The sequence below is a fragment of the Sphaerotilus hippei genome (assembly GCF_003201595.1).
GTDB lineage: Bacteria > Pseudomonadota > Gammaproteobacteria > Burkholderiales > Burkholderiaceae_C > Sphaerotilus > Sphaerotilus hippei.
On sequence record NZ_QJJS01000018.1, the window covers coordinates 55,665 to 78,399 of the forward strand.

24 protein-coding genes are annotated in these 22,735 nt (G+C 70.0%); 19 read left to right on the forward strand and 5 right to left on the reverse strand.

What is annotated here, in order from left to right:
• The first annotated feature begins 218 nt into the window (after positions 1 to 218).
• The 9 genes from C7444_RS16450 to fdhD all read left to right on the forward strand — a co-directional run bounded on the left by C7444_RS16450 (position 219) and on the right by fdhD (position 11,608).
• The gene (locus C7444_RS16450) at positions 219 to 1,172 is read left to right on the forward strand and encodes a LysR family transcriptional regulator (RefSeq protein WP_110401941.1); all 954 of its coding nucleotides are present in this window, start codon (positions 219 to 221) and stop codon (positions 1,170 to 1,172) included.
• Positions 1,173 to 1,288: 116 nt separating this feature from the next.
• On the forward strand, positions 1,289 to 1,858 hold the full coding sequence (locus C7444_RS16455; RefSeq protein WP_110401942.1) for a formate dehydrogenase subunit gamma: 570 nt from the start codon (positions 1,289 to 1,291) through the stop codon (positions 1,856 to 1,858).
• Complete coding sequence (locus tag C7444_RS16460) at positions 1,855 to 3,444, forward strand: formate dehydrogenase beta subunit (RefSeq protein WP_110401943.1); 1,590 nt, start codon at positions 1,855 to 1,857, stop codon at positions 3,442 to 3,444. Before C7444_RS16455 ends, C7444_RS16460 begins: the two co-directional genes overlap by 4 nt.
• A gap of 10 nt (positions 3,445 to 3,454) precedes the next feature.
• Positions 3,455 to 6,391, forward strand: a complete 2,937-nt coding sequence (gene fdhF, locus C7444_RS16465) for a formate dehydrogenase subunit alpha (protein WP_110401944.1) — start codon at positions 3,455 to 3,457, stop codon at positions 6,389 to 6,391.
• Positions 6,388 to 6,672 (forward strand): formate dehydrogenase subunit delta, encoded by a 285-nt coding sequence (locus C7444_RS16470; RefSeq protein WP_245909603.1) that lies wholly within the window; start codon positions 6,388 to 6,390, stop codon positions 6,670 to 6,672. The genes fdhF and C7444_RS16470 overlap by 4 nt, the downstream gene beginning before the upstream one ends.
• Before the next feature lie 284 nt (positions 6,673 to 6,956).
• Positions 6,957 to 8,036, forward strand: coding sequence for a glycosyltransferase family 2 protein (locus tag C7444_RS16475; protein WP_110401945.1), 1,080 nt, complete (start codon positions 6,957 to 6,959; stop codon positions 8,034 to 8,036).
• 5 nt (positions 8,037 to 8,041) lie between these two features.
• Positions 8,042 to 9,172, forward strand: coding sequence for a DegT/DnrJ/EryC1/StrS family aminotransferase (locus tag C7444_RS16480; protein WP_110401946.1), 1,131 nt, complete (start codon positions 8,042 to 8,044; stop codon positions 9,170 to 9,172).
• Between the two features lie 102 nt (positions 9,173 to 9,274).
• A complete protein-coding gene (locus tag C7444_RS16485; protein WP_110401947.1) occupies positions 9,275 to 10,684 on the forward strand; it encodes an ArnT family glycosyltransferase in 1,410 nt (469 codons plus the stop codon).
• Between the two features lie 54 nt (positions 10,685 to 10,738).
• Positions 10,739 to 11,608, forward strand: a complete 870-nt coding sequence (gene fdhD, locus C7444_RS16490; RefSeq protein WP_110401948.1) for a formate dehydrogenase accessory sulfurtransferase FdhD — start codon at positions 10,739 to 10,741, stop codon at positions 11,606 to 11,608.
• An 18-nt stretch (positions 11,609 to 11,626) separates the two neighbouring features.
• Here fdhD and C7444_RS16495 read toward each other — a convergent pair whose 3' ends face one another.
• The gene (locus C7444_RS16495) at positions 11,627 to 12,319 is read right to left on the reverse strand and encodes a TetR/AcrR family transcriptional regulator (RefSeq protein WP_110401949.1); all 693 of its coding nucleotides are present in this window, start codon (positions 12,317 to 12,319) and stop codon (positions 11,627 to 11,629) included.
• Positions 12,320 to 12,510: 191 nt separating this feature from the next.
• On the opposite strand from C7444_RS16495, the gene C7444_RS16500 reads away from it, so the two are divergent.
• Both C7444_RS16500 and C7444_RS16505 read left to right on the forward strand, forming a co-directional pair.
• Entirely contained in the window at positions 12,511 to 14,160 is a 1,650-nt protein-coding gene (locus C7444_RS16500) for a putative bifunctional diguanylate cyclase/phosphodiesterase (RefSeq protein ID WP_170130784.1), read from the forward strand.
• Between the two features lie 104 nt (positions 14,161 to 14,264).
• Positions 14,265 to 14,816: a cell division protein FtsI gene (locus C7444_RS16505; protein WP_110401951.1), complete on the forward strand. Its 552-nt coding sequence runs from the start codon at positions 14,265 to 14,267 to the stop codon at positions 14,814 to 14,816.
• 6 nt (positions 14,817 to 14,822) lie between these two features.
• Here the strand turns inward: C7444_RS16505 and C7444_RS16510 are convergent, their stop codons facing one another.
• On the reverse strand, positions 14,823 to 15,551 hold the full coding sequence (locus tag C7444_RS16510) for a flagellar basal body L-ring protein FlgH (protein WP_110401952.1): 729 nt from the start codon (positions 15,549 to 15,551) through the stop codon (positions 14,823 to 14,825).
• Positions 15,552 to 15,888: 337 nt separating this feature from the next.
• Between C7444_RS16510 and C7444_RS16515 the strand changes: the two genes are divergently transcribed.
• The 4 genes from C7444_RS16515 (at position 15,889) to C7444_RS16530 (ending at position 17,869) form a co-directional block, all read left to right on the forward strand.
• Positions 15,889 to 16,290 (forward strand): hypothetical protein, encoded by a 402-nt coding sequence (locus C7444_RS16515; RefSeq protein WP_110401953.1) that lies wholly within the window; start codon positions 15,889 to 15,891, stop codon positions 16,288 to 16,290.
• A gap of 62 nt (positions 16,291 to 16,352) precedes the next feature.
• The gene (gene dcd, locus C7444_RS16520; RefSeq protein ID WP_110401954.1) at positions 16,353 to 16,922 is read left to right on the forward strand and encodes a dCTP deaminase; all 570 of its coding nucleotides are present in this window, start codon (positions 16,353 to 16,355) and stop codon (positions 16,920 to 16,922) included.
• An 87-nt stretch (positions 16,923 to 17,009) separates the two neighbouring features.
• On the forward strand, positions 17,010 to 17,408 hold the full coding sequence (locus C7444_RS16525; protein ID WP_146219419.1) for a hypothetical protein: 399 nt from the start codon (positions 17,010 to 17,012) through the stop codon (positions 17,406 to 17,408).
• Positions 17,409 to 17,494: 86 nt separating this feature from the next.
• The gene (locus tag C7444_RS16530; protein WP_110401956.1) at positions 17,495 to 17,869 is read left to right on the forward strand and encodes a DUF1801 domain-containing protein; all 375 of its coding nucleotides are present in this window, start codon (positions 17,495 to 17,497) and stop codon (positions 17,867 to 17,869) included.
• 40 nt (positions 17,870 to 17,909) lie between these two features.
• On the opposite strand, the gene C7444_RS16535 is transcribed toward C7444_RS16530, so the two are convergent.
• The 3 genes from C7444_RS16535 to flgA all read right to left on the reverse strand — a co-directional run bounded on the left by C7444_RS16535 (position 17,910) and on the right by flgA (position 19,712).
• A complete protein-coding gene (locus tag C7444_RS16535; RefSeq protein WP_110401957.1) occupies positions 17,910 to 18,323 on the reverse strand; it encodes a hypothetical protein in 414 nt (137 codons plus the stop codon).
• A gap of 53 nt (positions 18,324 to 18,376) precedes the next feature.
• Positions 18,377 to 18,697, reverse strand: a complete 321-nt coding sequence (gene flgM / locus C7444_RS16540; protein ID WP_110401958.1) for a flagellar biosynthesis anti-sigma factor FlgM — start codon at positions 18,695 to 18,697, stop codon at positions 18,377 to 18,379.
• Between the two features lie 304 nt (positions 18,698 to 19,001).
• Positions 19,002 to 19,712 carry a flagellar basal body P-ring formation chaperone FlgA gene (flgA, locus tag C7444_RS16545; protein ID WP_110401959.1) on the reverse strand — a complete coding sequence of 237 codons (711 nt, stop codon included), beginning with the start codon at positions 19,710 to 19,712 and terminating at the stop codon, positions 19,002 to 19,004.
• Positions 19,713 to 19,878: 166 nt separating this feature from the next.
• Here flgA and flgB point away from each other — a divergent pair, with 166 nt between their 5' ends.
• The 4 genes from flgB to flgE are packed head-to-tail and all read left to right on the forward strand — an operon-like array spanning position 19,879 to position 22,727.
• Entirely contained in the window at positions 19,879 to 20,283 is a 405-nt protein-coding gene (gene flgB / locus C7444_RS16550) for a flagellar basal body rod protein FlgB (RefSeq protein ID WP_110401960.1), read from the forward strand.
• Positions 20,284 to 20,311: 28 nt separating this feature from the next.
• Positions 20,312 to 20,719 carry a flagellar basal body rod protein FlgC gene (gene flgC, locus C7444_RS16555; RefSeq protein ID WP_110401961.1) on the forward strand — a complete coding sequence of 136 codons (408 nt, stop codon included), beginning with the start codon at positions 20,312 to 20,314 and terminating at the stop codon, positions 20,717 to 20,719.
• Between the two features lie 54 nt (positions 20,720 to 20,773).
• Positions 20,774 to 21,454, forward strand: coding sequence for a flagellar hook assembly protein FlgD (locus C7444_RS16560; RefSeq protein ID WP_110401962.1), 681 nt, complete (start codon positions 20,774 to 20,776; stop codon positions 21,452 to 21,454).
• A 28-nt stretch (positions 21,455 to 21,482) separates the two neighbouring features.
• Complete coding sequence (gene flgE, locus C7444_RS16565; RefSeq protein WP_110401963.1) at positions 21,483 to 22,727, forward strand: flagellar hook protein FlgE; 1,245 nt, start codon at positions 21,483 to 21,485, stop codon at positions 22,725 to 22,727.
• The last annotated feature ends 8 nt before the right edge of the window (positions 22,728 to 22,735 follow it).

Consider the following 22,735-nt stretch of genomic DNA (forward strand, 5'->3'; position numbering starts at 1 on the left):
GCGCGGGCGTGGACTCGGCCCGGGTGGACGGTCATGATGGCGGGAGGTGTCGGGTCTGATGCCGGAGGCGGTTCCGGCGGCTCTGGCACCACGGGCCAGCATGGATTTCGTGAATAAATGCATACTTATCGTGGTTATATCACTGCCGAATGCGGCGCTCCTGACGGGGTGATGGCCGCGCCAGCCGGCCGAAGCCGGCTCCGGTCGGGGGTGGCCCGATGAACCTGCTCGACGCCATGCGCTACCTGGTGGCGCTGGAGCAGCAGCGCCATTTCGGCCGCGCGGCCCAGGCCTGCCACATCACCCAGCCGGCGCTGTCGAACGCGCTGCGTGCGCTCGAGGCCCGCTACGGGGTGACGATCGTGCGCCGGGGGCGGCAGTACGAGGGGCTGACCGAAGAAGGCGAGCGTGTGCTGGCCAGCGCGCACCGGCTGCTGCACGAGTGCGAGGCGCTGTCGCAGGAGCTGTGTGCCGCGCGTGAGCAGCCCGGCGGTCGCCTCGTGCTCGGCGCGGTGCCGACCGCGATCCCGGTGGCCACCCGTTTTGCCGCGCACCTGCACCGCCGCCATCCGGGCCTGCAGCCGGTGGTGCGCTCGTTGAGCTCCCCCGAGATCGAGCAGGGCATCGGCAGCCTGTCGCTGGACCTGGCCTTCGGTTATGTCGATCGCCCGGGTCGCCAGGGCGACCCGGGCACCGCCCGAGCCGCCGCTCCGCGGGTCGTGGCGCAGTACACCGAGCACTATTTTTTCCTGACCCGCGCGGGCGCCGACGGGGCCCCCGCTGGCGGGCTGGCCGAGCCCTGGCGCTGGCGCGAGGCCGCCCGCCAGCCGCTGTGCCTGCTGACCCGGGAGATGCACAACCGCAGCATCATCGACGACGCCTTCGTGCGCGCGGGGGCGGCGGTGCAGCCGGTGATGGAGACCAATTCGGTGCTGGCGCTGCTGCTGGCGGTGCAGTCGGGCGAACTGTGCAGCGTCGTGCCCGGCTCGCTCGCGGCGCTGGTGCTGCAGCACGCGGGGCTGGCGCTGCATCCGCTGATCGAGCCCGAGCAGACCACGCCGGTGGGCCTGATGGTGCCGGCGCTGGCCCGGCTGTCGCTGGCCCAGGAGGCGGCGATCGCGCTGGCCATCGGCGGGGACTGGCGCAACGAGTTCTCTCGACCGGCGGCCTGAAGGGCGCTGTTGCGCTGCAGCATTCAAGGATTGAATCGACCCGTTTCCCGATTCCATTGGACGCCGCCGGCCGGCCGGCCGATAGTGGCCGCCTGAAAAGACAGAGGAGACCGGTGATGCCCAGCACCCCCCAGCAGCACGCACCGCAGCGGCGCCCCGGCGCCGTGGCCGTGCCCGACGGCACCGACCCGGCCGGTGCGCTCGATCCGGCCCATGCCGAGGTCGTCGACGCGGTGCTCGCGGCGTGTGCCGGGCTGGAAGGCCCGCTGCTGCCCATCCTGCACGGCATCCAGGACCGGCTCGGCCATGTGCCGCCGGCCGCGCTGCCGCGCATCGCCCGGGCGCTGCACCTGTCGCGCGCCGAGGTGCACGGGGTCGTCTCCTATTACCACCACTTCCGCAGCCGCCCGCCGGGGCGCCGGGTCGTGCAGGTCTGCCGTGCCGAGGCCTGCCGCTCGATGGGCGCCGAGGCGCTGCTGGCGCAGGCCCGCCAGACGCTGGGCTGCAGCGAGGCCGAGCCGACCAGCGCCTGCGGTGGCCACACGGTCGAGGCGGCCTACTGCCTGGGCCTGTGCGCGATGTCGCCGGCGCTGGTGATCGATGGCCAGCCCCATGCCCGCATGACACCGCAGCGCCTGGACACGCTGCTGGCCGTGGCCCCCGCGGCCGAAGGAGCGCCCGCATGAGCCTCACCCTCCACGTTCCGCGCGACAGTGCCGCGCTGGCCGTCGGCGCCGATGCCGTCGCCGAGGCCCTGCGCGCGCAGGCGCTGGCCCACGGCCTCGAGGCCCGCGTGATCCGCAACGGCTCGCGCGGCCTGCTCTGGCTGGAGACCCTGGTCGAGGTGACGACCCCGCAGGGCCGGGTCGCCTACGGTCCTGTCGCGCCGCAGGACGTGCCCGGCCTGTGGCCGGCGCTGGTGGCCGAAGCGGGCGGCCAGGACGGCAGCCACCCGCTGCGCCAGGGCGTGACCGAGCAGATCCCTTACCTGGCCCTGCAGGAGCGCCTGACCTTCCGCCGCGTCGGCCTGACCGATCCGCTGTCGCTGGCCGACTACGAGGCCCACGAGGGCTGGGCCGGCCTGAAGGCGGCGCTGGCGATGGCCCCGCCGGACATCCTGCACGAGGTCACCCATTCCGGCCTGCGCGGCCGCGGCGGAGCGGCCTTTCCGGCGGGCATCAAGTGGAAGACGGTGGCCGGGGCCGCCAGCGAGCGCAAGTACGTCGTCTGCAATGCCGACGAGGGCGACTCCGGCACCTTCGCCGACCGCATGGTGATGGAGGGCGATCCGTTCATGCTGATCGAGGGCATGGCGATCGCCGCGCTGGCCGTCGGTGCCGAACGAGGCTACGTCTATGTGCGCTCCGAGTATCCACACGCCGTGGCCACGCTGGCCGAGGCCATCGCGCAGGCCACCGCCGCGGGCTGGATCGGCGAGCGCATCGGGGGGACGGACCGGTCCTTCCACCTCGAGGTGCGCATGGGCGCGGGCTCCTACGTCTGCGGCGAGGAGACCGCGATGCTCGAGAGCCTGGAAGGCCGGCGCGGCATCGTGCGCGCCAAGCCGCCGCTGCCGGCGCTGCAGGGCCTGTTCGGCCAGCCCACGGTCATCAACAACGTGCTGACCTTCGCCGCCGTGCCGCTGATCCTCGCCCGTGGTGGCGCGTTCTACCGCCATTTCGGCGTCGGCCGCTCGCACGGCACGCTGCCCTTCCAGCTGGCGGGCAACATCCGCCGCGGCGGACTGGTCGAGAAGGCCTTCGGGCTGACGCTGCGCGAACTGCTGCACGGCTTCGGTGGCGGCACCGCCAGCGGGCGGCCGATCAAGGCGGTGCAGGTGGGCGGCCCGCTGGGCGCCTACGTGCCCGAATCGCAGTGGGACGTGCCGCTCGACTACGAGGCCTACGCCGCCATCGGCGCGGTGGTCGGCCACGGCGGCCTGGTGGTGCACGACGACACCGCCGATCTGGCCGGCCTGGCCCGCTACGCGATGGAGTTCTGCGCGCTGGAGAGCTGCGGCAAGTGCACGCCCTGCCGCATCGGCTCCACGCGTGGGGTCGAGGTGATCGACCGCATCGGCGCGGCCCGCCACCAGCCGCAGGTCCGCGAGCAGCAGGTCCTGCTGCTGCGGGACCTGTGCGACACGATGCTCGGCGGCAGCCTGTGCGCGATGGGCGGCATGACGCCTTATCCGGTGCTGTCGGCGCTGAACCACTACCCGGCCGACTTCGGCCTGGCGCCCGCCGAGGCCGCAGCGCCCGCGGCCCACTGAGGAGAACGCCATGAACGCTCCCGCCCGCCCGATCCATTTCCATCCCGTGCGTCCGCGCACGGCGACGTGCCACGACGTCGACCACGGCACGCCCGCCAGCACCTCGAGCGAGTCGCTCACGCTGACCATCGACGGCTTCGAGGTCACCGTGCCCCGGGGCACCTCGCTGATGCGCGCGGCGGTCGATGCCGGCATCCAGGTGCCCAGGCTCTGCGCCACCGACAGCCTGGAGCCCTTCGGCTCCTGCCGGCTGTGCCTGGTCGAGATCGACGGCCGGCGCGGTTACCCGGCCTCGTGCACCACGCCGGCCGAGGCCGGCATGAACGTGCGCACTCAGAGCCCGAAGCTGCAGGACCTGCGCAAGGGCGTGATGGAGCTCTACATCAGCGACCACCCGCTGGACTGCCTGACCTGCGCGGCCAACGGCGACTGCGAGCTGCAGGACATGGCGGGGGTGGTCGGCCTGCGCAACGTGAGGTATGGCGTCGGCGAAACCGCGGTGGCGGGCATCACCGGCCGGCACCACCTGGCGCACGCCAAGGACGAGTCGAACCCGTATTTCACCTACGACCCGAGCAAGTGCATCGTCTGCAACCGCTGCGTGCGCGCCTGCGAGGAGACACAAGGCAGCTTCGCGCTGACCCTCTCCGGCCGCGGCTTCGAGTCGCGCGTGTCGGCCGGCATGGACGAGCCGTTCATGCAGAGCGAATGCGTCAGCTGCGGTGCCTGCGTGCAGGCCTGCCCGACCGCGACGCTGACCGAGAAGACCGTCATCGAGCTCGGCCAGCCCGAGCACGCCATCATCACCACCTGCGCCTACTGCGGCGTGGGCTGCGGCTTCAAGGCCGAGATGAAGGGCACCCAGGTCGTGCGCATGACCCCCTGGAAGGACGGCAAGGCCAACGAGGGCCACAGCTGCATCAAGGGCCGCTTCGCCTGGGGCTACGCGACCCACAAGGACCGCCTGACGAAGCCGATGATCCGCGAGAAGATCACCGACCCGTGGCGCGAGGTGAGCTGGGACGAGGCGCTGGACCACGCGGCCGGCGAGTTCCGCCGCATCCAGGGCACCTACGGGCGCGATGCGGTCGGCGGCATCACGTCGAGCCGCTGCACCAACGAGGAGACCTACCTCGTGCAGAAGCTGATCCGCGCGGCCTTCGGCACCAACAACGTCGACACCTGCGCCCGCGTCTGCCACAGCCCGACCGGCTACGGCCTGGGCCAGACCTTCGGCACCTCGGCGGGCACGCAGACCTTCAAGTCGGTCGAGCACAGCGACGTGGTGATGGTCATCGGCGCCAACCCGAGCGAAGGCCATCCGGTCTTCGCCTCGCGCCTGAAGAAGCGCCTGCGCCAGGGGGCCAGGCTGATCGTGATCGATCCGCGCCGCATCGAGCTGGTCGACAGCCCGCATGTGCACGCCGACCACCACCTGCAGCTCAGGCCCGGCACCAATGTGGCGGTGATCAGCGCGCTGGCGCACGTGATCGTCACCGAAGGGCTGGTCGACGAGGCCTATGTCGCCGAGCGCTGCGACCCGAAGAGCTTCGCCCAGTGGCGCGACTTCGTCGCCCGCCCCGAGAACTCGCCCGAGGCGATGGCCGAGGTCTGCGGCGTGCCGGCCGAGCAGCTGCGCGGCGCTGCGCGGCTCTACGCCCGCCGGGGCAACAGCGCGATCTACTACGGGCTGGGCGTGACCGAGCACGCGCAGGGCTCGACCATGGTCATCGGCATCGCCAACCTCGCGATGGCCACCGGCAACGTCGGCCGCGAAGGGGTGGGCGTCAACCCGCTGCGCGGCCAGAACAATGTGCAGGGCAGCTGCGACATGGGCAGCTTCCCGCACGAGCTGCCCGGCTACCGCCACATCTCCGACACGACGGTGCGCACGCAGTTCGACGCCGCCTGGGGCGTGACGCTGAACCCGGAGCCGGGCCTGCGCATCCCCAACATGCTCGATGCCGCGCTGGAAGGCAGCTTCAAGGCGCTCTACGTGCAGGGCGAGGACCCGGCGCAGTCCGACCCCGACACCCGCCACGTCGCCGCCGCGCTGTCGGCGATGGAGTGCGTGGTGGTGCAGGACCTCTTCCTCAACGAGACCGCCAAGTACGCTCACGTCTTCCTGCCGGGCGCGTCCTTCCTGGAGAAGGACGGCACCTTCACCAACGCCGAGCGCCGCATCAGCCGGGTGCGCCAGGTCATGCCGCCGCTGGCCGGCCTGGCCGACTGGCAGGTGACGCAGAAGTTCGCCAACGCGCTGGGCTACCCGATGCACTACGAACATCCCGAGCAGATCATGGCCGAGATCGCGGCGCTGACGCCGAGCTTCGCCGGCGTCAGCTACGAGAAGATCGAGCGGCTGGGCAGCGTGCAGTGGCCCTGCAACGACGACACCGCCGAGGCCGGCACGCCGATCATGCACGTCGACCACTTCGTGCGCGGCCAGGGCCGTTTCCTGATCACGCAGTACGTGGCCACCGACGAGAAGGTCACGCGCCGCTTCCCGCTGATCCTCACCACCGGTCGGGTGCTGAGCCAGTACAACGTCGGCGCCCAGACCCGGCGCACCGACAACAGCCGCTGGCACGAGGAGGACCGCCTCGAGATCCACCCGCACGATGCCCAGGAGCGTGGCATCCAGGACGGTGACTGGGTCGGCATCGGCAGCCGCTCGGGCGACACCGTGCTGCGCGCCGACGTGACCGAGCGGGTCCAGCCCGGCGTGGTCTACACCACCTTCCACTTCCCCGAGTCGGGGGCCAACGTCATCACCACCGACTCCTCGGACTGGGCCACCAACTGCCCCGAGTACAAGGTCACGGCGGTGCAGGTCAGCAAGGTGAGCCAGCTCAGCGGCTGGCAGCAGGACTTCGCCACGTTCAGCCGCGAGCAGCAGGACCTGCTCGCCCGGGCCCGCGCGGCCGAGCCGGAGGTCGCCAAGTGACGGACCCCGACGACGTGCACCACGACCCGGACCTCACCCTGGTCCGGCTGGCCAACCGCATCGGCGACTTCTTCGCCTCCTTCCCCGACCACGAGGAGGCGATCGACGGCGTCACCCAGCACCTGCGCAAGTTCTGGGAGCCCCGCATGCGCCGCCGCCTCTACGCCTACCTGGACGGCCCGGCCGGCGGGGCCGGGCTGAGCGATCTGGTGCGCGAGGCGGTGATCCGCGCCCGCGGCATCCTGGCCCCCGCCGACCGGGAGCCGTCGCTGCCTCGCTGACTTCGCCAGCCTCCGTCCGTGACACCCCGCCCGGCATGACCGGGCTTTTTTGCGCCCGAAAGACCGGCACCCCCGCAAATGGTTGTTTTATTGCGCTGCTGCTGCAAGGTGATGGAACGGTGCGAAATGTCACGAATTGCTCGGTATCCTGAGATACAAATGAACACATCCGGTACGGGTACCCATTCCAACGACAGGGCTCGGCCGAAGTGATCGGGTGCCCTCGCACATGTCGTGGAGCGGGTCGCCGAGGTCGTGTCGTTCAGGGTGAGGGGGGAGATCCAATGCGCGTCAGCGTCGTCATCGACAACTACAACTATGAGCAGTTCATCGCCCAGGCGATCGAATCCGCGCTGGCCCAGACCCACGACGATGTCGAGGTCATCGTCATCGACGATGGTTCCCGCGACGGGTCGATGGAGGTGGTGCGGCGTTATGCCGACCGGGTCAGGATCCACGAGAAGCCCAACGGCGGACAGGCGTCGGCCTACAACCTCGGCGTGACGCTGGTGAGCGGCGAGCTGGTGATGTACCTGGATGCGGACGACTGGCTCTACCCCGGGGCCGTGGCGGCCCTGGTGGCGGCCTGGCGCCCGGGCGTGAGCAAGCTGCAGTTCCGCATGGACATGGTCGATGACCAGGGCCGGCCGACCGGCCGGCGCCTGCCCACCGACCTGCACGACCGCGACGCGCTCGAGCGGGTGAGCCGCTTCGGCTCCTACGGCTCGCCGCCGGGGTCGGGCAATGCCTACCACGTCGACTACCTGCGCCAGGTGCTGCCGATGGACGAGGGGCCGTGGCGCATCGGTGCCGATTCGGTGCCGATCCTGCTGGCACCGGCCTATGGCGACATCGTGTCGCTGGCTGAACCCCAGGGGGCCTACCGCGTGCACCGCAGCGCCGATGACCGCTCGCTGATCTTCAACAACTCGCCCACCGGACTGCGCTCCGAGTACGAACGCATGCAGAGCGCCAAGGTCATGGTCGAGGCCGGCCTCGACCGGGCCGGCGTGGCTCGCCAGCATCCGCTGCTGCTGGCGCCCTGGGAGGTCCGCACGCTCGTGCTGTGCCTGCGTTTTGGCGGTGATGCGCTGGCGCAGCAGATCGGCCGTGACCATCCGCGGCTGTGGCCGCTGCTGCTCGATTCCATCCGCCAGTGGCCCTCGCTGTCGCTGGCGCGCAAGGCCGTGCTGGGCACCTGGGTGCTGGGGGTCGCCTTCCTGCCGATGTCGATGGCCTTCGAGGTCGCCCGACTGCATCGCAAGCGCGCCGGTGCGCTGGTGCGCCGCCGTCCGGCCGCCCCGGCCGTGACCGCCGGGCACCACGCCCTGATCGACACCCCCAGCGTGACCCGGCGGACCTGAACGCCATGACCACCAATCCCGTGCTGCCGCCGAAGGCGCCCATCTACGTCACCCAGCCCTTCCTGCCGCCGCTCGAGGAGTTCATGCCCTCGCTGCGGGCGATCTGGGATGCCAAGGTGCTCACCAACGGCGGTCCGTTCCACCAGCGCCTGGAGTCGGCGCTGGCCGAGTACCTGGGGGTCAGGCACATCGCCCTGTTCACCAACGGCACGCTCGGCCTGCTGACGGCGCTGCAGACCCTGAGGGTGTCGGGCGAAGTCATCACCACGCCGTACTCGTTCGCGGCCACGGCCCATTCGCTGCTGTGGAACGGCCTGAAGCCGGTGTTCGCGGACATCGATCCGCTGACGCTGAACCTCGACCCCGACCAGATCGAGGCGGCGATCACGCCGCAGACGACCGCGATCATGCCGGTGCACTGCTATGGCACGCCCTGTGACGTCGATCGCATCCAGCGCATCGCCGACACCTACGGCCTGCGGGTCATCTACGACGCCGCCCACGCCTTCGGCGTGAAGCACCAGGGCGACAGCGTGCTCAACCGCGGGGACCTGTCGGTGCTGAGCTTCCATGCGACCAAGGTCTTCACGACCGTCGAGGGCGGGGCGATCGTCTGCCCGGATGCCCGCACCAAGCAGCGCATCGACTACCTGAAGAACTTCGGCATCGCCGACGAGGTGACGGTGATGGCCGCGGGCATCAACGGCAAGATGAACGAGATCCAGGCCGCCTTCGGCCTGATGCAGCTCGAGCACGTCGACCGCTTCATCGCCCGCCGCGGCCAGATCGCCGCGCACTACCGCCGTCACCTGTCGGGCGTGAAGGGCATCCGCGTGCTGGACGTGCCGGCGCACACGGTGGCCAACCATTCCTACTTCCCGATCTTCGTGGACGAGCAGTACGGCCTGTCGCGTGATGCGCTGTACGAGCGCATGCGCTCCCGCGGCGTGCATGCGCGGCGCTATTTCTACCCGCTGCTCAGCGAGATGCCGATGTACCGCGGCCTGCCCTCGGCCGCCCGCGACCGCCTGCCCAACGCCCGCCTGGCGGCGCAGCAGGTGCTGTGCCTGCCGATCTATCCGGCGCTGGAGGACCTGGACGTGCAGCGGGTCATCGACCTGATCGTCGAGCGCTGACGCGACGGACCACCGGATGGCTGGGGCCGGTCGGCCACGGTGGGGCTGATAATGTAAGCTGATGTATCTGCCGCCGTTCCCCCTGCGCCCCACGGATCCGCCATGAGCCTGCCTGCCACGTCCTTGCCCCTGCACCGTGGCGGCCGGGTGCGCCCGGATGACCGCGCCTCGAGCGTCGAGGTGCGGCAGATCGTGCTGCTGTTCGTCGCGGCCCTGCTGCTGAACCATCTGGTCGGCACCTGGCTGCTGCAGGACGCGCCGGTGATCGGTGATGCGCTGCAGTACCTCGAGCGGGCGCGCCAGCTGTTCCGTGGCGAGGACGACGGCCTGCCGCACTACTGGCCGCCCGGGGCGCCGCTGGTGCTGGCGGGGCTGTTCACGCTGCTGGGCCGTGCCGACATGGCGATCGCGCAGGTCTTCATGTCGGTGCTCAGCGCGCTGACGACCGTGCTGGTGTTCCTGCTGGCCCACGAGTGTCGCGGGCGCCGGTCGGTCGCCTGGGGTGCGGCGCTGCTCCACGGCCTGAGCCCGACCACGCTGTGGATGGCCCGCCAGACCGAGACCCACACCTTCTGTGCGCTGTGGATCGCCGCGGCCAGCCTGTTCGCCGTGCGTTTCCTGCGCCGCGGGGCCTGGACCGACCTGCTGCTGGCCGCGGTCTACGCCGCCGCGCTGGTGCTGACCCGCCCGGGTTCCGCGCCGCTGCTGCTGCTGCTGGCCGCGCTGCCGCTGGTGCGCACGCGCCGCTGGCCGCTGGTGCTGCCGCAGACGGCGGCGGTGCTGCTGGTCGCGCTGGTCTTCCTGCTGCCGGTGCTGCAGTTCAACCATGCGCGGGGCGCGGGCTGGGTGCTGTCGACCAACAACGAGCGCAACTTCTTCATCGGCAACAACCCCCACACCCCGGCCTACAAGACCGGCCACCTCGCGTGGCGCCCGCTGGAGGCATTGCCGGCGGACACCCAGGCCTATCTGCGGCGGCACTACGAGGCGGCCGATCCGCGCCAGGCGATGATGCAGTCCAGCCTGGCCTACCTGCGCGAGGCGCCATGGGCCTTCGTGCAGCGCTGCGCCAGCCGCTTCCGCAACTACTGGGCCTTCGATTACGAGCAGGGGCGGCGGCTGCAGATCCATCTGGCGGCGCTCGGTCCGGTGTCGTGGGTGCCTGCCGTGCTGCAGGCGCTGGGTTCGGCCGCGCTGGTCTGGCTGTTCGTGCTCGGCCTGCCCGCGCTGGTGCGCCAGGGCCAGGGGCGCTGGGTCGGCGGCGTGCTGCTGGTCTGCCTGCTCTACCAGCTGCCGCATGTCGTCGCGTTCTCCTCGCCGGTGTACCGTGCGGGGCTCGGCCCGCTGATCTGCGTGCTGGCCGCCGCCGGCTGGCAGGCGCTGCGGGCCGAGCGCACCAGTGGCCTGGCGCGGCCTTCGCACCGCTCGCGCCTCACCGTCGCCGTGCTGAGCACGGTGCTGCTGCTGGCCATCCACGTCGAGGCCGCCTGGCATCTGGTGGCGCTGCGCTGAGCCGGCCCCCGGTCCGGTCGCCGAGGGCGGGCCGCAGGTGCCAGAATCGCCGGCATGTCGCTCGATGATTCCCTTGCCTGCGCCACGCCCCCGGCCTCGCGCCTGGCCGTGACGCGCCTGGATGCCGGGGCCCGCCTGCCCGCCGACGAATGGGTGGCCGAGGAGGTGCCGGTGGCGCTGGTCTACAACGGCGTGTCCCACGCGGTGATGCTGGTCACGCCTCAGGACCTGGAGGACTTCGCGCTGGGTTTTTCGCTGTCCGAAGGGCTGATCGATCGCCCTGAGGACCTGCTCGACTGCGAGCTGCAGTCGCCCGATCCGGCCGATGGGCCGGCGCACGGGTCCGGCGAGACCGCCGCGGGCCTGATGCTGGCGCTGCAGGTCACGCAGCGCTGCATGGTCCGGCTCAAGGAGCGCCGGCGCTCGATGGCCGGGCGCACCGGCTGCGGCCTGTGCGGCACCGACAGCCTGGACGAGGCGGTGCGTCCGGTGTGCCGCAGCGTCGCCACCAGCGCGGTGGACGCATCGGCCCTGGAGCGGGCGATGGCGGGGCTGGCCGCCGGGCAGTCGCTGCAGCAGCTCACCGGGGCGACCCATGCCGCGGCCTGGTGCGACCTGGACGGCGAGGTCCGGCTGGTGCGCGAGGACGTGGGCCGCCACAACGCGCTGGACAAGCTGGTCGGCGCGATGGCGCGGGCCCGCATCGATCCGGCCTCGGGCTTCGTTGCGGTGACCAGCCGGGCCAGCTACGAGATGGTGCACAAGACCGCCAGCGCCGGGGTCGGTCTGCTGGTGGCGATCTCGGCGCCGACCGCGCTGGCGGTGCGCACCGCCGAGGCGGCCGGCCTGACGCTCGCGGGCTTCACGCGCGGCCGGCGCAGCGTGCTCTACAGCCAGCCGTGGCGGGTGCGCAGCCCGGTCTGAGCAGAGCGGCGACCCGGTTCAGGCCACGGTATCGGCCGGCTGCAACGACGGGTGATGGGCGGCCAGGGCCAGCACCACCGAACGTGCGCCCTGCAGCGCGCGTTCGGGCTGCAGCCAGTCGCTGCCGGCGGTGCTCAGCAGCGTGTGCAGCAGGCCGCGCAGGTAGATGCTCAGCTGCTCGATCGCCGCGGCCGGATCGGCGCCCTGGATCGAGCGGCTGTGCCAGCAGTCCATCAGCAGCGAGCCCATCAGTCCGCGCACCCGCGCCGGCCCCGGCGCGGTGCGCCAGAAATCGAGCTCGGACTCGCCTTCGGGGTCCAGCGCCGGTTCCACGTAGATCATGCGGAACTGCTCGGGTCGGGTGGTCCAGTAGGCGACATGGGCATCCAGCACCGCCAGCAGGCGGTCCTCGGGCCGGCTGCGCGCCGAGACGGCCTCCTCCATGAAGGCGGCCAGTTCATGGAACACGTCGTCCCAGAGCTGGCTTAGCAAGGTCATGCGGTTGGGGAAATAGCGGTAGACCGCCATCGGCGAGATGCCCGCCGCGCTGGCGATGGCCCGGATGGACACGCCTTTCGAGCCCTCGCGGTTGAACAGCTCCAGCGCGATCCGGACCAGTTCTTCCCTGAACAGAGCCTTGGCGGCCTCTCCGCGGCGACGGCTGGCGGGGGGCTTGCTGTCGGTCGACGGCGATTCGGCTTTGTCACTCATGGATACAACTATGCCGGCTTTTTGTGATCTTGGTAACGCTTGAGCGTGGGTTTGTTGCACAAATCGTTACTGATAAAAATGATCTACGCGAACGCATAATCGAAGGGTTGCCGCCGGAGGAAGCGGTCCACTTCGGTGTCCTTCCCATGATTCCCATGAGTCAGTCCGTTCTCCCGTCCGTGTCACCCGGTGTGATCGGGTTGCTCCCGGCGCTGCTGCAGGTGTTCGAGTCCACCAGCGATGGCATGCTGCTGCTCGATGAGCGGATGACCGTGATCGCAGCCAATGCGGCCGCGGAGGCGCTCTTCGGTGCCGGTCCCGGCGAGCTGGGCGCTGCGGCCCTCGTCTGGCTGCTGCCCGGGGGCCTCGGGGGCGGCCGGCACCCCGATCGACCTGAGCGATCCGATCGCACGGCCGGCTGGCCCACGCCGCTGCGGATGGCCCGTCGTCTCGACGGACGGGCCTTTCCGGTCGAGCTGACGGTCACCCGCCTGGCGGGCTCGCCGATCGCGGCCTGCCTGCTGGTGCGTGACGCGGACGGGCTGGCCCGCTGCGAGGACCGGCTGACCTTTCTCGCCTGGCACGATGCCGTCACGGGCCTGCCCAACCGTCGCCTGCTGCACGAGCGGCTCCGGGCGATGCTCGCCGACCCCGGTCCGCGGACTGAACCCGTCGTGCTGGTGGCCGTCAGCCTGCAGCCCTGGCGCCGGCTGCTCGACGCGGACCGCTTCGATCAGGGCCTGCGGCGGCTGGTCGTCTGCCTGCACGAGCTGGTGGGGCCGGACGAAGGCCTGGCCAGCCTGGGCAGCGACACGCTGGCGTTGCTGTGGCGGCTGCCGCAGGCCCAGGCTCTGCAGGGGCGGCTGGATCGACTGCGCCGCCTGCTGTCGGTCGAGGGCTCGCCGATGGCGGGCCTGCACCATGCCATCGGCGTGGCCCGGTCCGCCCCCGGGCTGGGCACGCCGGCCGAGCTGCTGCAGCAGGCCGAACGGGCGCTGCTGCGCTCGCTGGAGGAGGGGGCCGTGGCCTGCTGCTTCTACAGCGCGAGCTGGATGGCCGAGGTGGCCGAACACCACGAGCTCGAGGTGTCGCTGCACCATGCGCTCGAGCGTGGCGAGCTGACGCTGCACTACCAGCCCAAGGTCGACCTGGTGTCGGGCCGCGTGCGGGGGGCGGAGGCCCTGATGCGCTGGACCCGCGCCGATGGCCGGGGGGTCGAGCCGACCCGTTTCATCGCGATGGCCGAAGCCAACGGGGACATCCTGTCGCTGGGGGCCTGGGCCCTGCAGCGCGCCTGCGCGCAGGCGCAGCGCTGGCAGCGGCTGCAGCCGGGTTTCCGGATGGCGGTCAACCTGTCGCCGTGCCAGCTGGCGGATCCGGACCTGTGCCCGCTGGTGGAGCGGCTGCTGGCGCAGCACCAGCTGCCGCCGTCCTGTCTGGAGCTGGAGGTCACGGAGTCGGTGATGATGGACCGCCCCGAGCAGGCGATCGCCGTGGTCCGGCAGCTGCGCCAGCTCGGCGTGCGGGTGGCGCTGGACGACTTCGGCACCGGGCACTCCAGCCTGTCGCACCTGAGCACCTTCGATGTCGACACCCTGAAGATCGACCGCAGCTTCGTCGTCGACCTCGCGCAGGGCGGCCGGCGCGTCGATGTCGTGCACCTGATCATCTCGCTGGCGCGCACCCTGCAGATGCAGGTCGTGGCCGAGGGGGTCGAACGACCGGAGCAGCTGGCCGCACTCGCCCGGCTCGGCTGCGGGGGTTATCAGGGTTTCCTGTGCAGTCCGGCGGTGGCGGCGGAACAGTTCGAGGCGATTTTCCTGGCGGGTATCGACCGGTGAGGCCGGTCGTCGCCGCTGCGGGGTATTTCCCCGGTTTTCCCGGGATCGCCCGGCGGGCCGGTTCATAGAATTGATGCCGTCCCGCCATCACCCGGAATACCTCTGTGCCGCCCTTTTCCAAGTTTCGACCGACCCGGTGGCCCTGGGCCGTCCTGGCCCTGCTGCAGGGGGGCTGCTCGATCCTCAGCCCGGCCCCGACCCTCGAGTTGCTGAAGGGGGTCGGCGGGGCGGTCGGCACGGCGGTGACGGTGGCCTCGCCGTCGGCGCGCGATACCGTGCACCACCTGCAGGGACGGATCGAGTCGATCTGCATCCAGCTCGAGCCCGACGTGCTGCTGGCCGACGTGGTGCCGGCGCTGCAGCTCGAGCTGCGGGAGCAGGGGGTGTCCAGCCGGGTCTACGACGGTGCGGGCCTGGGGGCGGACTGCACCGTCTGGCTGCACTACAGCACCGGCATCGAGTGGGATGTGCCGCCGCTGGCCTCGGAGCACCGGCCCTACCTGAGCCGCGCCCAGCTCGTGCTGAGGGGGGCGGACGGCCGGGTGCTGTCGAGCAGCGGCTTCGAGATCAATGCCCTCGGCATGGGCAAGTGGGCCAGCACCCGGCGCAAGCTCGCGCCGGTGGTGAAGGCCCTGGTCACGGGCTTCGAGGGCTGAGCCGCCTCACCAGACCGTCAGCGCGTTGGTCAGGGCCCGCTGCAGCCAGCCGCGGGTGTTGGCGTCGGCCATGTCGCCCTGGCCGAGGTGCTCGAAGCGGGCATCGACCACGTCCGTCGAGGCCACGATGCCGCCGGGCTGGATGTCGCGCGGGCTGACGACCCCGGAGAAGCGCAGCGTGCTCACGTTGCCGTTGAAGCCGATGCGGCGTTCCCCGGCCACGACCAGGTTGCCGTTGGGCAGCACGTTGATGACGGTGGCGGCCAGCTTGCCCTTGAGCTGGTTGGCGTTCTCCAGCTTGCCGTTGCCCTTGAACGAGTCGCTGCCGCTGGCGCTGGCGTCCATGTTCAGCAGGCCGGTCAGGATGCCGTTGAGCGAGGTGTCGCCCGAACCCGGCCCCTTGGAGGCCACCTTGTTCTCCCGGCCGGTCTCCATCGTCTGGCGGTTGCTCGCGCTGAGGCTCTCGGCGATGTCGACCTTGAGCGTGTCGCCGATGCGGCGGGGCTTGCTCTGGTCCGAGAACAGCCAGCTGGTGCTGGCATTGGGCTGGAAGATCGCGCCGGTGTGCAGGCGTTCGACCTGGGCCATGGCCTGCACCGGCGGTGCCGAGGTCGGTCCCTGGACCACCTGGGGCGGCGAGCTGCAGGCCGCCAGCAGGCCGTGCAGGGCGGTCAGCCCCAGCAGCGCGGCACGGCGCAGGCCGGGGACGGGGCGGGGGGTGTGGCGCAGCGGCATGGTCAAGTTCCTGTGTCGGGGCATGCAGGCATGTTGCTGGCGCTGGCGTGCGGTGATTTAGTCGCTTTGCAAAGATAAGTGAAAACCCTGCAAACTCGATTGAAGTTCGTCACCGGTTCTGGTCGGCGTATCGACAGAGTTTTCCAGTTGGAATGTCCGTGGTGGTGTCCCGATGGTATCGGGGCGGTATCGGCCATGTTTCCGGGGCTGGTCCTTGTTCACGCCGGAAAGGTCGGTCGGTCGCATGGAATCAATTCTTCACACAACTTCGCGGGGTGTTTGCAATGGCGCCGCAGCCTGCATTTTCCAGCGCATCAGACACATCGGAGGTATCAGCATGAGCATCGGTTCCATTTCTTCGACGCGTGCCACGCCCCACAGCAACACGCAGCTGAAGGCCGCCCGCAACGAGACCGGATTCGCCGCCCGCATCTCCCAGCTCGGCCCGACGCTGGGCACGGCGGTGGCCACCGGCGAGGCCTTCAGCGACGTGGCCAAGGCGGCCTATGCCGCCGCGGTCGACGGGGTGCAGCAGCTGGACCAGGGCGCGCAGACCGCGCTGAAGGCCGCGACCCAGGCCTTCGAGGACATCGGCGAGGCGGCCGAGGACGCGGGCGAGGCGATCGAGTCGGCCGTCTACACCGTGGCCGACACGGTCGGGGATGCGGCCTCGGCGGTTTCCAGCACCTTCAGCAAGGGGTTGGACCAGCTCGGCAAGCTGGTCGACTTCAGCGCCTGAGCAGCGGCTTCGCCTAAAATGGCCGGTTACGCCAGCAGTGGGGCCGCACGGCCTGCCAGAACATGAGCATCAAGAGCGACAAGTGGATCCGCCGCATGGCCGAGCAGACCGGGATGATCGAGCCCTTCGAGCCCGGCCAGGTGCGCCAGTCGGCCGACGGCCAGAAGATCGTCAGCTACGGCACCTCGAGCTACGGCTACGACATCCGCTGCGCGCGCGAGTTCAAGGTCTTCACCAACGTGCACTCGACGGTGGTGGACCCGAAGAACTTCGACGAGAAGAGCTTCGTCGACATCGAGGCCGATGTCTGCATCATCCCGCCCAACAGCTTCGCGCTGGCGCGCACGATGGAGTACTTCCGCATCCCGCGCAACGTGCTGACCATCTGCCTGGGCAAGAGCACCTATGCCCGCTGCGGCATCATCGTCAACGTCACGCCCTTCGAGCCCGAGTGGGAAGGCTACGTGACGCTGGAGTTCAGCAACACCACGCCGCTGCCGGCCAAGATCTACGCGGGCGAGGGCTGTGCCCAGGTGCTGTTCTTCGAGAGCGACGAGGTCTGCGAGACCAGCTACCGCGACCGCGGCGGCAAGTATCAGGGCCAGGTGGGCGTGACCCTGCCCAAGACCTGAACGGTGGACCGCCTGTTTTTCCGGGGATCGCACCGCCCTGTGCCTGACTATCTTCAGGCCACCCGGTTCGATGACAGGAAAGACACGATGAACAGTCGCAAGAGGCCTCGGCCGCGCGCCCAGGAGCGGGACGTGGCCGAGGCGGCGCCGAGCGATTCGACGGTGCTGCGCAGCGCCTTCGCCACGCTGGCCGATCGCTGGCGCCAGGAAGCCGGCCCGCAGGCCGACGAGTCGCTGGCCGAGGATGCCGACATCGCCTCGTTGCCCTGGCACCTGGCGGCGCCGACGCTGCAGCTGCGCAAGTGCGAGCGTTTTTCACGGCTGATGGCCGAAGCGGGCTGGGACGTGCAGCGCACCCGCATGCACTACGACCACGACTATGCGCGCGAGATGCTGAGTCTGGGCCACCTTCAGGGGGACCGGGATCTGCAGCGGCTGTCGCTGGAACTCTATCGCCTGTTCGACGCCCAAGCGGGCAGGCACTGAACGAGCAGGCGCTGCCCCGGTACTGCGGGGCGGCGTGCAGGGCTCACCGATCCCTTTGCAGTCACCTGGGATGAAAGGTTGCAGTCATGCGCCATCTGATTCGACCGGCCGCGCTGGTCGCCACTTATTTCGACACCCTGCAGCCGGTGCAGGAGCCGACCGCACGGGCGGTGTCGCGCACCATCATGGCTGCCGTGCCCGAGCTGGAGCAGGCCGTGAAGTGGGGCAACCTGACCTTCCAGCTGGCCGGGCGCAATGTGCTGGCCCTGGTCATGCACAAGGGCCATGCGCACCTGCAGGTGTTCAACGGGGTGTTGCTGACCGAGCGTTTCCCGCAACTCGAAGGCGCGGGCAAGGGGCTGCGCCACGTCAAGCTGCGGTATTCGATGCCGCTGGACATCGAGCTCGTCGAGGACCTTGCCCTGGCGGCGGTGGCCGCGGGGCTGGTCCGGGAGGACTGAATCACCGGCGTCGGTTCCGGCCCGACGGCCGGGTCCGCCGTCAGTTCGAGTAGAGGCTCAGGCCCCGTGCCACGCGGTTGTTGTAGACCGGTGCGGCGGCGCTCGCCTGTTCGGGCAGCAGGATGTCGATGGCGCGGTCCAGCGCCATCGTGGCGCGCACCAGGGTCTCGCGCTGCGCGGCGACCTGGCCGCTGGCCTTGACCAGCCGGTGGCGCAGCGGGGGCGGGATCTCGCCGACCCGGGCCGCCAGGCTGAAGCCGGCCACGGCACGCTCGAGCGCCCGGTGCAGCTGCTGGGCGTGGCCCTCGATCGCGTGGCTGTCGCGCAGGCGCAGCGCGTCACCCAGCGCGCCGAGCTGGTCTTCGACCCCGCACAGCATCTCCTCCAGGTCGCTGTCCATCACGGCGCTGCTCACGCTGGCGCGGCCGGGGGCGAACTGGGTCGAGGTGGTCATGGTGCGGTGCTCCCGAGGGGTGGGCGTGGACACGGAATTCAGGTGTGCAGGATTCAGCGCGAGGCGTCGATCTTGCCGAGCACTTCCTGTGCGTTGGCGATCAGCTTGTCGGCGATGGCGTCGGCGTTGACCTTGTACGTGCCGTCGGAGATCGACTGGCGCACACGCTGGACCTTTTCGGCGTCGAAGCCGCCGTCGGCGCCATCGAGCAGGGCGGTGGCTGCGCTGGACAGTTTCACGGTGGTGCTGCCTTCCGTGCCTTGGGTGCCGCGGGTGCTGCCGCCCTTGGCGGCTTCGGAGGCTTCGCGGGGGGCTGCCGCCGCGCCACCGACCTGACCTGTCGCGACGGGTGATGTCGTATTGCCGATTTTCATGACGTACTCCTTGGGCCCGAGAGGGGAACCGCGATGAGATCCGGAGAGTGACTGTCGAATCTGCCGATTCTGCGTCAGCCTGACGCGAGACTGCTTCGAGCGACCGGTGCAGGTGGCTGTCGGCGGGTCCCGGAACGCGACGCAATGGGCATTTGTGCGCTCTCCAGTATCTTATCGGTCCATCCCGGAAGAACTTGAGGAACTTCGTCAGCCGAACTGTGCGTCGTTCTTCCTGTCCTGTTTTCGGCGCCGCGCGGGCGGACTTGATGGTTTGTCAACGGATGATGTCCGGACCGGCGGCGGTTCACTGGCGGACCTCCACGCGGTTGTCGCCGACCGGCCAGGCCAGCAGGACCCGGCCGCCGTCGGTGCGCACGCGCACGGGCTGGCCTTCCTGGCCGGCGGACATGGCCTGCCCGGTCACGCTCACCGCGTAACCCTGGCCACCGGCGAGCACCGTCACGGTCTCGCCGGCGGCGAACCAGCGGCGCGCCTTCAGGTGCTGTTCGCGCACGGCCGTTCCGGGGGGCAGTGCATTGTTGAGCTGGCGGCCCACCAGGGCCTCGATCCGGTCGTGGGTCGGGCTCGGGTGGGCGGCGATGTCGGTCTCGGCGAGCTCGAGGTCGCCGGCCTCCAGCGTCGCGCCGGCGGCCAGCGCGGTGCGGCTGACCCAGGCGGGCGCCCACACATGCACGGTCACCGGCAGGTAGACGTTCCAGGCCACCGTGCCGGAGGTGCAGCGCAGCCCGACTCGGGTGCGGCCCCAGGGGGCCGATCCGGGGGGCAGGTAAGGCTCGACCTTGCGGCAGGGCGCCAGGCGCAGCCGGGGATCGAGTCGCCCCGGCACGACCTCGACCCGGGTGCCGTCGGGGGTCTTCATCGCCTGCCGGGTCAGCTCGACGGCGGCCTGGACACTCGTCTCGGTGTCGACGCCTTCAGGCGTCGTCTGGGCTCGCGCGGGCGCGAGCGACGAGGTCGCGAGAAGCGCAGCCAGGGCGACGTGGCAGGTGGTCATGGGTGCACTGTAGGACGTCGACGCCGCCCGGCGACGGCGGAGATGCGCGGTGTTGCCCCTGCTTATCGGGCCCTGGTGCGGGGGGCATGACGTCAAGAATTCACGTCATCGCCCAGCCCGGTGCACTCAAGTCCGGCGGGGCAGCGACGACGCGGGAGAGCCCGACATGCTGGATCGAATCACCAATACGCTGAATTTCCAGTCCGAGGCGCTGGTGCTGCGCTCCGAGCGCCAGCGCCTGATCGCCAGCAACATCGCCAACGCGGACACGCCGGGTTATCAGGCGCGCGATTTCGACTTCGCCTCCGCGCTGCGTGACGCCACGGGCACGGGCTCGGTCACGGGCCGGCTGCAGACGACCCATGGGGCGCACATTCCGGTGCCCACCCTCGGCGCCTCCGGCGATCCGCTCAGGCATGCGCTCAACAGCCAGAGCAGCCTGGACAACAACACCGTCGACATGGACCGCGAGCGCGCCTCCTTCGCCGACAACACGGTGAAGTACGAGGCCACGCTGCGCTTCGTGAACGGCCAGATGAAGACCCTCACCGACGCGATCAAGGGCCAGTGAGGCCTGAGACGAGCGCAGGAGCCATCCCATGTCCATGATGAACATCTTCAACGTGTCGGGCAGCGCCGTCAGCGCCCAGAGCCAGCGGCTCAACACGGTCGCGACCAACCTGGCCAACGCCGACACCGTGGCCGGCCCGGACGGCAAGAGCTTCAAGGCCCGTCAGGTCATGTTCCAGTCCGTGCCCATGGGCGACAAGGGCAGCGCGGGGGTGCAGGTCACCGAGATCCGCGAGGACCAGACCGCCGGGCGGCGGGTGCACGACCCCAAGCACCCGAGCGCCGACGAGCAGGGCTACGTGACCTACAGCAACGTCAACGCGGTCGAGGAGATGGTCAACATGATCTCCGCCTCGCGCTCCTACCAGAACAACGTCGAGGTGATGAACACCGCCAAGAGCCTGCTGCTCAAGACCCTGCAGATGGGCCAGAGCTGAACACCGCGGCCGGCCTGAGGCCGGCCCGTCTCCATTTTCTCCACGGGATCCTTCATGAGCACCACCTCCACGGTCGGCACCACCTCGAGCGGCACGAACTCCATCTATTCGCAGCTCTCGGGCACCAGCGGGTCGAACACGACCCAGTCGGCCCAGGAAACCTCCGACCGCTTCCTCAAGCTGCTGGTGGCCCAGATGAAGAACCAGGACCCGCTCAGCCCGATGGACAACGCCCAGGTCACCAGCCAGATGGCGCAGATCAACACGGTGTCGGGCATCGAGAAGCTCAACGGTTCGGTGACCTCGCTGGGCTCGCAGCTGATCCAGTCGCAGACGCTGCAGGGCGCCAGCCTGGTGGGCAAGGGCGTGCTGGTCGAGGGCAGCAAGCTGGCGCTGGACGCGGGCAAGGGCAGCGGCGCGTTCGAGCTCGCCGGTGCGGCCGACAGCGTCAAGGTCGAGGTCCTGTCGTCGGCCGGCCGGGTGATCGACACCGTGGACCTGGGCACGCAGACCAGCGGGCAGCACCACTTCGACTGGTCCGCGCCCGCCTCGCTGGCCGACACGACCGGGCTGACCTTCCGCGTCGCCGCGACCCAGGGCACGGCGGCCGTCACCAGCACCGCGCTGATGCGTGATGCGGTGCAGTCGATCAGCACCAGCGGCAGCGACCTCAACCTGAACCTGGCCAGCGGCACCACGGTCGCCTACGGCAAGGTCAGGGCCATCTCCGAATGAAGCACGCAACCCACCGAAGGAATCCGACATGAACTTCCAGTCCGGCCTCTCCGGTCTCCAGGCCACCAGCAAGAACCTGGATGTCATCGGCAACAACGTCGCGAACTCGGGCACCTATGGTGCCAAGTCCTCGCGCGCGGAGTTCGCCGACCTGTACGCCAACGCGATGAACGGCGCGGGCAGCGGCTCGGTGGGCATCGGCGTGACGGTGGCCAACATCGCCCAGCAGTTCACCCAGGGCACGATCACCAGCACCGAGAACCCGCTGGACCTGGCCATCAACGGCTCGGGCTTCTTCCAGGTCAAGGACTCGGCCGGCTCGATCTCGTACACCCGCAACGGCCAGTTCAAGCTCGACAAGAGCGGCTACATCGTCAACAACGCCGGCCAGCAGCTGCAGGGCTACAAGGCCAACGCGTCGGGCGAGATCATCCAGGGTGCGGCCACCGCGCTGCAGCTGCCCACCGCGCCGATCGCGCCCAAGTTCACCGAAGAGGTGGCCATGGAGTTCAACCTGGACTCGCGCGGCGACGCGACGCAGACCAGCACTCCGGCGGTGATCGACTTCGACGATCCGAACACCTACAACAACGCCACCTCGACGACGGTGTACGACCAGCAGGGCAATCCGGTCTCGCTGTCGATGTACTACCAGAAGAGCACCACGGCCAACACCTGGAACGTCTACGTGACCGCGGACGGCACGTCGCTGTCGGGCACCTCGCCCTACACGACGATGGAATTTGCCGCCGACGGCACCACCCCGACGATCCCGGCGGCGGGCCAGTTCCTCAACATCCCGGCCTCGGCCACCGGCGCGCACCAGGCCATCAGCAACATCGCGCTGGACATGAGCCAGGCCACGCAGTACGGCGCCAAGTTCAGCGTCACCGACCTGACCCAGGACGGCTACGCGCCGGGCTCGCTGTCGAGCCTGTCGATCGACGACACCGGCGTGATCTCGGCCAACTATTCCAACGGCCTGACCAAGGACGCGGGTCAGCTGGAGCTGGCGACCTTCCGCAATCCGCAGGGGCTGCAGGCCGTGGGCGGCAACGTCTGGGTGCAGACCTACGCGTCCGGCGACCCGGTCGTGGGCACGCCCACCAGCGGCACGATGGGCTCGCTGCAGGAAGGCTCGCTCGAGGAGTCGAACGTGGACCTGACCGGCGAGCTGGTGAACATGATCACCGCCCAGCGGGCCTATCAGGCCAATGCCCAGACCATCAAGACGCAGGACTCGGTCCTGCAGACCCTGGTCAGCCTGCGTTGATCGACCGC

Excerpts from the sequence above, each read along its gene's own strand:
- C7444_RS16495 (WP_110401949.1), bottom strand. The coding sequence starts at position 12,319 with ATGAGTGACAAAGCCGAATCGCCGTCGACCGACAGCAAGCCCCCCGCC.
- C7444_RS16455 (WP_110401942.1), top strand. The coding sequence starts at position 1,289 with ATGCCCAGCACCCCCCAGCAGCACGCACCGCAGCGGCGCCCCGGCGCC.
- flgB (WP_110401960.1), top strand. The coding sequence starts at position 19,879 with ATGCTGGATCGAATCACCAATACGCTGAATTTCCAGTCCGAGGCGCTG.
- fdhF (WP_110401944.1), top strand. The coding sequence starts at position 3,455 with ATGAACGCTCCCGCCCGCCCGATCCATTTCCATCCCGTGCGTCCGCGC.
- C7444_RS16560 (WP_110401962.1), top strand. The coding sequence starts at position 20,774 with ATGAGCACCACCTCCACGGTCGGCACCACCTCGAGCGGCACGAACTCC.
- C7444_RS16480 (WP_110401946.1), top strand. The coding sequence starts at position 8,042 with ATGACCACCAATCCCGTGCTGCCGCCGAAGGCGCCCATCTACGTCACC.
- C7444_RS16450 (WP_110401941.1), top strand. The coding sequence starts at position 219 with ATGAACCTGCTCGACGCCATGCGCTACCTGGTGGCGCTGGAGCAGCAG.
- C7444_RS16515 (WP_110401953.1), top strand. The coding sequence starts at position 15,889 with ATGAGCATCGGTTCCATTTCTTCGACGCGTGCCACGCCCCACAGCAAC.
- C7444_RS16530 (WP_110401956.1), top strand. The coding sequence starts at position 17,495 with ATGCGCCATCTGATTCGACCGGCCGCGCTGGTCGCCACTTATTTCGAC.
- C7444_RS16525 (WP_146219419.1), top strand. The coding sequence starts at position 17,010 with ATGAACAGTCGCAAGAGGCCTCGGCCGCGCGCCCAGGAGCGGGACGTG.
- flgC (WP_110401961.1), top strand. The coding sequence starts at position 20,312 with ATGTCCATGATGAACATCTTCAACGTGTCGGGCAGCGCCGTCAGCGCC.
- C7444_RS16485 (WP_110401947.1), top strand. The coding sequence starts at position 9,275 with ATGAGCCTGCCTGCCACGTCCTTGCCCCTGCACCGTGGCGGCCGGGTG.
- flgM (WP_110401958.1), bottom strand. The coding sequence starts at position 18,697 with ATGAAAATCGGCAATACGACATCACCCGTCGCGACAGGTCAGGTCGGT.
- flgE (WP_110401963.1), top strand. The coding sequence starts at position 21,483 with ATGAACTTCCAGTCCGGCCTCTCCGGTCTCCAGGCCACCAGCAAGAAC.
- dcd (WP_110401954.1), top strand. The coding sequence starts at position 16,353 with ATGAGCATCAAGAGCGACAAGTGGATCCGCCGCATGGCCGAGCAGACC.
- flgA (WP_110401959.1), bottom strand. The coding sequence starts at position 19,712 with ATGACCACCTGCCACGTCGCCCTGGCTGCGCTTCTCGCGACCTCGTCG.
- C7444_RS16460 (WP_110401943.1), top strand. The coding sequence starts at position 1,855 with ATGAGCCTCACCCTCCACGTTCCGCGCGACAGTGCCGCGCTGGCCGTC.
- C7444_RS16535 (WP_110401957.1), bottom strand. The coding sequence starts at position 18,323 with ATGACCACCTCGACCCAGTTCGCCCCCGGCCGCGCCAGCGTGAGCAGC.
- C7444_RS16510 (WP_110401952.1), bottom strand. The coding sequence starts at position 15,551 with ATGCCGCTGCGCCACACCCCCCGCCCCGTCCCCGGCCTGCGCCGTGCC.
- C7444_RS16475 (WP_110401945.1), top strand. The coding sequence starts at position 6,957 with ATGCGCGTCAGCGTCGTCATCGACAACTACAACTATGAGCAGTTCATC.
- fdhD (WP_110401948.1), top strand. The coding sequence starts at position 10,739 with ATGTCGCTCGATGATTCCCTTGCCTGCGCCACGCCCCCGGCCTCGCGC.